At 71.7% G+C, this 9,426-nt stretch carries 5 protein-coding genes; 4 read left to right on the top strand and 1 reads right to left on the bottom strand.

The genetic code is table 11. The annotated features are described in order from the left end of the window. Positions 1-916: 916 nt before the first annotated feature. The 4 genes from ME121_RS08715 to ME121_RS08700 all read left to right on the top strand — a co-directional run bounded on the left by ME121_RS08715 (position 917) and on the right by ME121_RS08700 (position 8,380). Positions 917-2,530 (top strand): TolC family outer membrane protein, encoded by a 1,614-nt coding sequence (locus tag ME121_RS08715; RefSeq protein WP_043075051.1) that lies wholly within the window; start codon positions 917-919, stop codon positions 2,528-2,530. Positions 2,531-2,727: 197 nt separating this feature from the next. Continuing rightward, positions 2,728-3,279: a PopZ family protein gene (locus ME121_RS08710; RefSeq protein ID WP_012322321.1), complete on the top strand. Its 552-nt coding sequence runs from the start codon at positions 2,728-2,730 to the stop codon at positions 3,277-3,279. Positions 3,280-3,392: 113 nt separating this feature from the next. Next, positions 3,393-6,110, top strand: a complete 2,718-nt coding sequence (locus ME121_RS08705) for a valine--tRNA ligase (protein ID WP_059408675.1) — start codon at positions 3,393-3,395, stop codon at positions 6,108-6,110. 743 nt (positions 6,111-6,853) lie between these two features. After that, positions 6,854-8,380, top strand: coding sequence for a Do family serine endopeptidase (locus ME121_RS08700; RefSeq protein ID WP_012322318.1), 1,527 nt, complete (start codon positions 6,854-6,856; stop codon positions 8,378-8,380). Between the two features lie 115 nt (positions 8,381-8,495). On the opposite strand, the gene ME121_RS08695 is transcribed toward ME121_RS08700, so the two are convergent. Continuing rightward, entirely contained in the window at positions 8,496-9,194 is a 699-nt protein-coding gene (locus ME121_RS08695; protein ID WP_041372879.1) for a phosphorylase, read from the bottom strand. Positions 9,195-9,426: the final 232 nt, after the last annotated feature.

Raw genomic sequence — 9,426 nt, 5'->3', positions numbered from 1 at the left:
CGCCCACCTGCATCGCGACTCTGCGGACGCCGAAGCAGAGCCGCAGCATCGTGGTCGGCGAGTGCGGCCAGCAGGGGCCGCAGGGGCCGCAGGCGCCGGGTCTGGTCGGCCCGCGCGGCGAGGCCGGTCCGCGGGGCGAGGCCGGGCCGCCCGGGGAGCGGGGCGCGATGGGACCGCCCGGACCGCAGGGGCCCGCCGGCGCACAGGGTGTCGCCGGACCGCCGGGTCCGCCGGGCGAGCGCGGCCCCGCCGGAATGGCCGGCGCTCCGGGGCTGATGGGCGCCACGGGTCCGGCCGGACCGCCCGGGCCGCCCGGCTCCCGCGGACAGCCGGCTTCCCCGAGCGCAGCCCCGAAGCCGAAACCGTCGGAGGCGCTGACAGGATCGGTGCCCAGACCGCGTCCGCCGGCGCGCGCGCGCCGTGCGCCCGAATCCGACTCAGGCCCCGAGGGCCCGCTGGAGCTGGAGCCCGACGCCGGGGGCGGCGGAATGGACCGGTACTAGGCGGGCGCCGGTGCCGTCGGCGGAGTCGAACGGTCGCGGACGGACCGCCCCCTCCCCTGCCGGCGCTCGGTCAGCTCCGAGTTCTCGCGCCTCCGCATGCCGGCAATAGTCTCTGAAGGGGTGTATTTATGAAACTAAACAGCTCAATACGCGTCCACGCCGCGGTGTGCGTGGGGGGTGTGTCACCTTAATGCCCCAACGCCGCACTTTCCGCCGCGGGACCCACGGCGAGGCGAGCCAAATCGCCCGGTTTGCGCTAAGCGTGACGGTGGGGCGGGCTTGATCGGAGACGAGCGAAACGCCGTACCTTGGCCGTTTTCGTCTCGGACTTCCGGACCGAAAGAGACCGCAAGGGCTTGTTCATCGTGACACGACGTCCACCAGCGAGTTGCCCGACGTTCCGCCTGGCCGGGATGGTGTCCGGACTCGCGATGCTGGCTGCGATGCCGGCATCCGCCGAGACTCTGGAGAGCGCTCTCGCGAAGGCTTATCAGGGCAATCCGAGCCTGAACGCCAGCCGCGCGGGCGTGCGCGCCATCGACGAGAACGTGGCGATCGCGCAGTCGGGCTACCGGCCGACTGTCAACGTCAACGCCGCGATCGGCGTCCAGTACCTTCAGACGCGCTCGTCCAGCTCCGTCGCGTCGGCGGGCACCGCCGGCACGACCGCGACCACCGCCGGAGCGGGCCTCGGAACGACAGGCGGAGGCCTGGGCGGGACGGCCGGCGCCGGGACGACCGGTACCGGGACCACCACGGGGATCGGGACGACGGGGATCGGGACGGCGGGCGGAACCACGGGCATCGGGACCTCAGGAGCCGGGGCGGCAGGATCCGCGACCGGCGGCGAGGGCTTGGCCGGCGGCGCAACGTCCGACATCGCGAGCCAGGTCATCACCTCCCGGCGGACGACGCGCACCACGTACCTTCCGAGTTCCGCCAGCCTGAACGTCACGCAGACGCTCTTCAACGGCTTCCAGACCGACAACACCGTCCGACGCGCCGAGTCGCAGGTCTACAGCCAGCGCGAGAGCCTGCGCTTCACCGAATTGACCGTCCTGTACAACGCCGTCCAGGCGTACATGAACGTGCTCAGCAACACGGCGACGCTGGAGCTGAACCGGAACAACGTCGAAGTTCTGGAAGAGCAGCTCCGCCAGACCCGGGACCGCTTCAACGTCGGCGAGGTGACCCGGACCGACGTCGCGCAGGCCGAGGCCCGACTGGCCGGCGCGCGGTCGCAGGTCGCCCAAGCCGAATCGACCCTCCGCACGAGCATCGGCGTCTACCGGCAGAACATCGGCGTCGAGCCGCGCCAGCTCGCGCCGGGCCGCCCGCTGGACCGGTTCGTGCCGCGCAGTCTCGATCAGGCGATCGCCGTCGGCCTGCGCGAGCACCCGCAGGTCGTCTCGGCCATCCACAACGTCGACGCGAGCGAGGCCCAGGTGAAGGTCCTGGAAGGCCAGCTCGCCCCGCAGCTCAGCCTGCAGGGCTCGCTCAGCCAGCTCTACGATCAGAACGGGCCGAACCAGAGCTTCTTCGTCGGCTTCGTCGGCGGCCGGCTCTCGATCCCGATCTACGAGGGCGGCCAGACCTACGCGCAGATCCGGCAGGCCAAGGAATCGGTCGGCCAGGCCCGCATCCAGGTCGATCAGATCCGCGATCAGGTCCGCGCCCAGATCGTCGACTTCTGGGGCCGGCTCGAAGCCGCCAAGGCGCAGGTGATCGCCGCCCAGGCCCAGGTCCAGGCCAACGAGGTGGCGCTGAACGGCGTGCGCGAGGAAGCGCGCGTCGGCCAGCGCACGACCCTCGACGTCCTCAACGCGCAGCAGGAACTCCTGAACTCTCGCGTGAACCTCATCGTCGCCCAGCGCGACCGGGTGATCTTCTCCTACGGGGTGGTCCAGGCGATCGGACAGTTGACCGCGCGCTTCACGGCGCTCCCGGTCGAATACTACAGCGCCAAGGTCCACTACGATCAGGTCAAGGATCTGTGGTTCGGCCTGCGCACGCCGGACGGCCGCTGACGGCTTTTCCACGGGGAGTGTGTTGCGGGCGCGCTTGCCGCGACGAAACGGCATGGAATACTGATTGAAGATCGATCCGTTCGGGTCGCTTTCCAGTCTCCCATGCCCGAGTGCGCCTGCCGATGAGTGCAGCAAGCCCAAAGATCCCGGACTCGAAATTCCAGGACAAGGCTGCCGATAAGGCGCACGAGCCTTCCATGGAAGAGATCCTCGCGTCGATCCGAAGGATCATCGCCGACGATCAGGCCGCCAAGCCGGCCGAGGTCCCGGTGGCCGCTCCGGAGCCCGACGACGTGCTCGACCTCGCGGAGGTCGCCGAGCCGGTGACGCGCCCGCGCGTGGTCGAGCCGGAGCCGGAACCCGAGCCGGCCCCGGACCTGCTCGACTTCGACGCGATCGACTTCGAGGATCCGGTCACCGCCGCGCCGGAGCCCGAGCCCGAGCCGCTCCCGGAACCCGAACCGGCCCCGGAGCCGCCCCCGCCGCCGCCGCCGCAGCCCGTGCTCCAGGCCGCCCGCGCCCCCGAGCCGGAGCCGGAAGCCCTGGTCTCTCCGGCCACCGATGCCAGCGTCAGCGGCGCGTTCAACCTGTTGGCCCATACGGTGCTGACGCAGAACGCCCGGACCCTGGAGGATCTCGTCAAGGAGATGCTCCGGCCGATGCTGAAATCCTGGCTCGACGACAACCTGCCGGCCGTGGTCGAGCGCCTCGTGCGCGCCGAGATCGAGCGGGTCTCGCGCGGGCGCTGAGCCGGCGGCCTGGCTCTGGTGGCCGCGGGCCACCCTCCGCGTGTTGACGGGAGCGGCGTGACGGTCGAAAGCGGGGCAACCCCCGTTTGGACAAGCGCCGGCCCGTACCCGCGATGATGGACAAGACCTTCGAGCCCACCTCCGTCGAGGCGCGGATCTCCGCTGCCTGGGCCGAGGCGGACGCCTTCCGCGCCGGCCGACCCGAGCGCGCCGGCGCTCCGCCCTACTGCATCGTGATCCCGCCGCCGAACGTGACGGGCTCGCTGCACATGGGTCACGCCCTCAACAACACGCTGCAGGACATCCTCTGCCGCTTCGAGCGCATGCGCGGCAAGGACGTGCTCTGGCAGCCGGGGACGGACCATGCCGGCATCGCCACCCAGATGGTGGTGGAGCGGCGGATGATGGAGCGTCAGGAGCCGGGCCGCCGCGAGATCGGCCGCGCGGCGTTCGTCGAGAAGGTCTGGGCCTGGAAGGCGGAGTCCGGCGGCGCGATCGTCAACCAGCTGAAGCGGCTGGGCGCCTCCTGCGACTGGTCCCGCGAGCGCTTCACCATGGACGAGGGCCTGAGCCGGGCCGTGCTCAAGACCTTCGTCGACCTGCACCGGCAGGGCCTGATCTACCGCGACAAGCGGCTGGTGAACTGGGACCCGAAGTTCCAGACCGCGATCTCGGACCTGGAGGTCCAGCAGATCGAGACCAGAGGCCATCTCTGGCACTTCGACTACCCGGTGGTGGACGAGGCTGGCAACGAGACCGGCGCCGTCATCACGGTGGCCACCACCCGCCCCGAGACGATGCTGGGCGACACCGGCATCGCGGTCCATCCCGAGGACGCGCGCTACACCGCGCTCGTCGGCCAGCGCGTGCGCCTGCCGCTGGTCGGGCGGCTGATCCCGATCGTGGCCGACACCTACTCGGATCCCGAGAAGGGCACGGGCGCGGTCAAGATCACGCCCGCCCACGACTTCAACGACTTCGACGTCGGCCGCCGCCACGGGCTCGGCCTGATCAACGTCCTCGACCCCGAGGGCCGGATGCAGCTCGACGGCAACGCCGACTTCCTCGACGGCGTCGCGCCCGAGCCGGAGGCCCTGGCGCTCCACGGCCTCGACCGGGCGCAGGCCCGCAAGGAGGTGGTGGCGCTGATGGAGGCGCGCGGTCGGCTGCGCGCGACCGAGCCGAACACCCACGCGGTCCCGCACGGCGACCGCTCGGGCGTGGTCATCGAGCCGTACCTGACCGACCAGTGGTACGTGAACGTCAAGCCGCTCGCGGAACGCGCCCTGCAGGCGGTGCGCGACGGGCAGACCAAGTTCGTGCCCGAGAACTACGAGAAGACCTTCTTCCAGTGGCTCACCAACATCGAGCCGTGGTGCATCTCGCGCCAGCTCTGGTGGGGCCACCAGATCCCGGTCTGGTACGACGAGGAGGGCGGTATCTTCGTCGCCGAAAGCGAGGAGGAGGCGCGGGCCGCGGCCGAGGCGCAGCGCGGCCGACCGGTCGCCCTCACCCGCGACGCGGACGTCCTCGACACGTGGTTCTCCTCGGCGCTCTGGCCGTTCTCGACTCTGGGCTGGCCGGACTCGACCCAGGAACTCGCGCGCTACTACCCGACCAACACCCTGGTGACCGGCAAGGACATCCTGTTCTTCTGGGTCGCCCGGATGATGATGATGGGCCTGCACCTCACCGACCGGGCGCCGTTCGAGACGGTCTACCTGCACACCCTGGTGCGGGACGCGTCGGGCGCGAAGATGTCGAAGTCCAAGGGCAACGTCGTCGATCCCCTGGAGCTGATCGATCAGGTCGGCGCCGACGTCCTGCGCTTCACCCTCTGCGCGCTGGCCGTTCAGGGGCGCGACATCAAGCTGTCGACCGACCGGGTCCAGGGCTACCGCAACTTCGCGACCAAGCTCTGGAACGCCGCCCGCTTCGCCGAGCTGAACGGCTGCCGCCTCGACCCGGCCTTCGACCCGCGCTCCGCCACCGGCGCGATCAACCGCTGGGCGCTCACCGAGGCGGCCCGCGCGGTCGACGAGGTCACGGGCGCCCTCGAGGCCTTCCGCTTCAACGACGCGGCGGCGGCGGCCTACCGCTTCGTCTGGAACATCTTCTGCGACTGGTATCTCGAGCTCGCCAAGCCTGTGCTCCAGGGCGAGGGCGTCGATCCCGCGATTCGGGCCGAGACGCAGGCGAGCGTGGCGTTCCTGATCGATCAGGTCGCCAAGCTGCTGCACCCGTTCATGCCGTTCCTCACGGAGGAGCTGTGGGCGATCAAGGGCGCCGACCTGCCGGAGCGCGGACTGCTGACCCTGGCCTCCTGGCCGGACCTCGGCGGGCTCGCCGACGCGGCCGCGGAGGCCGAGGTCGGGTTCGTGGTCGATCTGGTCAGCCAGATCCGCTCGGCGCGGTCCGAGACCAACGTCCCGGCCGGCGCGCAGATCCCCCTGGTCATGGTCGGCGCCGCCCCGGAGGTCCGGGCGCGGGCGGAGGCGTGGCGGGACACGCTCCTGCGCCTCGCCCGGCTGTCGGAGATCACCTTCGCGGAGACGCCGCCGAAGAACTCGGTGCAGCTCCTCGTGCGCGGCAGCGTCGCCGCCCTGCCGCTGGAAGGCGTGGTCGACCTCGCCGCCGAGGTCGCGCGCTTGAGGAAGGAGCAGGGCAAGGCGCAGGGCGAGATCAAGAAGATCGACGCCAAGCTCGGCAACGCCGACTTCGTTGCCCGGGCGCCCGAGGAGATCATCGAGGAGAACCGGGAGCGTCGCGAGAGCGAGTCGGCGCGGCTGGCGAAGATCGAGGAAGCTCTGGTCCGGCTCAGCGGCGACTGAGCGCCCGTCCGGCGGCGATCCGGCCCGTCAGGCGGCTTCCGGTCAGGCCCCGGCGTCACGCGCAGGCGTGATCGACGTCGCGCCGCGACGGCCGGGCGTCAGCGGCGTGTGCAGAGGAGGCCGGTGAACGCCCGCGGCCCGGCCCAACTGGCGGCCGTCGCGCCGTTCGGGCTCCAGACCACGTTCCGAGCGTCGCCCGGCGGATGGGCGCCGATTCCCCGGTGCGATCCTCGCCGGGGCGGTGCGTATCGACGCCGTACGTCCTCTTGGACACGCCGCCCGACGCGCGATCTGCGCAGACGGGCGTCGCGTCGAAGTCGTCACGGTCATCCGCGCGCGGATCGACCGCCAGCGCGGCGACAGTCGACCCGAAGAATCCTGGTGGCCGCCAGCAGCGACTTCATTGCAACTCGCTTCGCCCGTGCACGGGCATCTAGCAGCGCCGAAGTTCACGCCGGCCTGATGAACTGAGCGGGAGTTTGGGCCGACTGGCGGAACTCGCGGTGTCGGACGGCGCGAGCCTGGACCTGTCGTGGGCAGCAACCCGGCATCGCGCTCTTCCGTACGTACGCGATCGAAGCCGACCGCCGGGATCGCGATGGGGTTCCGCGACCGCTCGGCCACCTGTCCAAACGGTAATTTGATCGCCACGCCCGGGTCAGGCGCCCCCCCTTAGACAGATCCCATCGACGGCCGCGACCGCCGGCGTCGTCCCGATCAGTCCCGAGAGGTTGAGACCCCCCATGACCGAGACCCGTCCCACTGGCCGCACCTCGCGCCGCGCCCTCGCCTCCGTGGCGGCCGCCGCGCTGATCGCCGGCGGTGCCGTCGGCAGCGGCTATCTGCCGGCCGCGACCCCGGCCTACGCGCAGGCGCTGCCCAAGTCACCGATCGAGGCTCCCGAGCACCCGCCGGGCTCGTTCGCCGGCATCGTCAGCAAGGTGAAGCCGGGCGTCGTCTCGGTGAAGGTGAAGCTCGACGACTCGGCGAGCAGCGACGACGACGACGGTCCGAGCCAGGGGCGCAACCTCCAGAACGTGCCGCCGCAACTGCGCGAGTTCTTCAAGCGCTTCGGCCAGAACGGCCCGGGCGGCATGCAGCCTCAGCATCAGGGCCCGCGCGGCGCGGTCGGCTCCGGCTTCATCATCTCGGCCGACGGCTACGTGGTCACCAACAACCACGTGGTCGACCATGCCAAGACCGTTCAGGTGACGCTGGACGACGGCCGCACCCTCGACGCGAAGGTCATCGGCAAGGATTCCAAGACGGACGTCGCGCTCCTGAAGATCACCGAGGGCTCGAACTTCCCGTACGTGCAGTTCGGCAAGGCCGCTCCGCAGGTCGGCGACTGGGTCGTGGCGATCGGTAACCCGTTCGGTCTCGGCGGCACCGTGACCGCCGGCATCGTCTCGGCCCGGGGCCGCGACATCGGCGCCGGCCCCTACGACGACTTCCTGCAGATCGACGCGCCCATCAATAAGGGCAACTCGGGCGGGCCGACCTTCAACGTCAACGGCGAGGTGGTCGGCATGAACACCGCCATCGCGTCCCCGTCGGGCGGCAGCGTCGGCCTCGCCTTCGCGATTCCCGCCGAGACCGTCCAGGCGGTCGTCGACCAGCTCCGCACCGACGGCAAGGTCGCCCGCGGCTACCTGGGCGTCCAGATCCAGCCCGTGACGCAGGATATCGCCGAGGGTCTGGGCCTCGACAAGGCCAAGGGCGCCCTGGTCGACCACGCCGAGAACGGAACCCCGGCGGCCAAGGCCGGCCTGAAGGCGGGCGACGTGATCGAGAAGGTCAACGGCGATACGGTGGACAGCGCCCGCGAGCTGTCCCGCAAGATCGCCGGCCTGAAGCCGGGCGCCAAGGTCGAGCTGAGCTACCTGCGCGGTGGCAAGACCGACACCGCCACGGTGACGCTGGGCACGATGCCGACCGACGGCACCAAGATGGCGAGCCGCGACGACGACTCGGGCAACGGCCAGCCGCGGCTCGGCCTGCAGCTCGCCCCGGCCGGCGATGTCGGCCTGTCGGATCAGGGCGTCGCGGTGGTCCAGGTCGATCCCGACGGCCCGGCGGCCGCCAAGGGCATCGAGGCCGGCGACGTGATCCTCGACGTCGGTGGCCAGAGCGTGTCCCGCCCGGCGGACGTGGCGACGCAGATCCGGGCGGCCGAGACGAGCGGGCGCAAGGCCGTGCTGATGCGGGTGAAGAGCGGCAAGGGCCAGACCCGGTTCGTGGCGGTCTCGCTCAACAAGAAGGCCGGCTGAGGCCGGTTCCTCCCGGCGCGGGGTCCGCCCCGCGCCGTCTCGTGGTGACCTCCGACTCGCGCCGGCCGTGCAGGCCGGCGCTTTTTCGTAGCCACCCTCACCGCGGCTGCGCGTCTCAGCGCTCCGGGGCCGGTATGCCCAGGCCCGGTCCGAGCCGCGTCCGGCACCGTCCCAGCGCCGCGAAGGCGGCGTTCGAGTCCCGGGCGAGGCGCATCAGGTCTCCGAGGCGCGCGCGGCCGCGCGCGAAGGCGAAGAACACGGCGGCGATGTCGGGCTCGCCGTCCGGCGTGAGCGCCGAGGCCGCGAAGGCCGGCAACGCCTGATCGGCCGGATCGCAGATCACGCGCACGGCCGCGAAGGGCAGGCCGTGCCGGCCCGCGAAGGACGCGGCCACGTGCGATTCCATGTCGACGGCCGCGGCGCCGGTGGTGGTCCGCAGGTCGGTCTTGCCGTCGACCGCGAGGACCGCGGTGTCGACGCCCGCCAGATCCGCCGGGATCACCCGCGGCCCGACGCCGGACAGGATGTTGAGCAGCGTGGCCGACAGGTCGAGATCGGCGGCGCGCCGCCCCTGCTCGCTGACCACGCCGGTGCCGACCACGACGTCGCCGGGCCGGAGCGAGGGATCGAGGCCGCCCGCGATGCCGAAGCTGACCACCGCCCGGCAGCCGGGCTGGGTGCGGGCCTCGAGGAGCTGGCGGAGACGGTGGGGATTGCCGCCGGCCCCCACCGCCTCGACCCCCTCCCCCGCCGCCATGCGGCGCTCGCGGGCGAGGCCGGTGACGGCCAGGACGGGTGCGGCGGGATCGATCATGGCGCGCTCGTGGACCAGTCCGGCGAGGTCCGCAAGCAGGCGCGAGCGCCGGGGCGGGGTCCGGGCCGGATCCGGCACGGGGGGCGGCTCGTCCGGTCCCGCGGGATCGCTGTCAGAGGAGGCCACGTGTCGGGTACCGGGGCTCGCGGATCGGCTGTCGGGACGGTCGAACGCGCTGCGATCCGGCGGAGCGGAGCCGGCCCGCCGGGCCGGCCCCAGGACGTCGGCGGAC

The sequence above is a fragment of the Methylobacterium sp. ME121 genome, assembly GCF_000974725.1.
Lineage (GTDB): Bacteria > Pseudomonadota > Alphaproteobacteria > Rhizobiales > Beijerinckiaceae > Methylobacterium > Methylobacterium radiotolerans.
The sequence above is the reverse complement of the archived record's forward strand: the minus strand, read 5'-3'. Positions and strand labels throughout refer to the sequence as shown.

What these genes read in the sequence shown, in the direction of transcription:
- ME121_RS08715 (WP_043075051.1), top strand. Translation starts at nt 917, where the DNA reads ATGGTGTCCGGACTCGCGATGCTGGCTGCGATGCCGGCATCCGCCGAG.
- ME121_RS08710 (WP_012322321.1), top strand. Translation starts at nt 2,728, where the DNA reads ATGGAAGAGATCCTCGCGTCGATCCGAAGGATCATCGCCGACGATCAG.
- ME121_RS08705 (WP_059408675.1), top strand. Translation starts at nt 3,393, where the DNA reads ATGATGGACAAGACCTTCGAGCCCACCTCCGTCGAGGCGCGGATCTCC.
- ME121_RS08700 (WP_012322318.1), top strand. Translation starts at nt 6,854, where the DNA reads ATGACCGAGACCCGTCCCACTGGCCGCACCTCGCGCCGCGCCCTCGCC.
- ME121_RS08695 (WP_041372879.1), bottom strand. Translation starts at nt 9,194, where the DNA reads ATGATCGATCCCGCCGCACCCGTCCTGGCCGTCACCGGCCTCGCCCGC.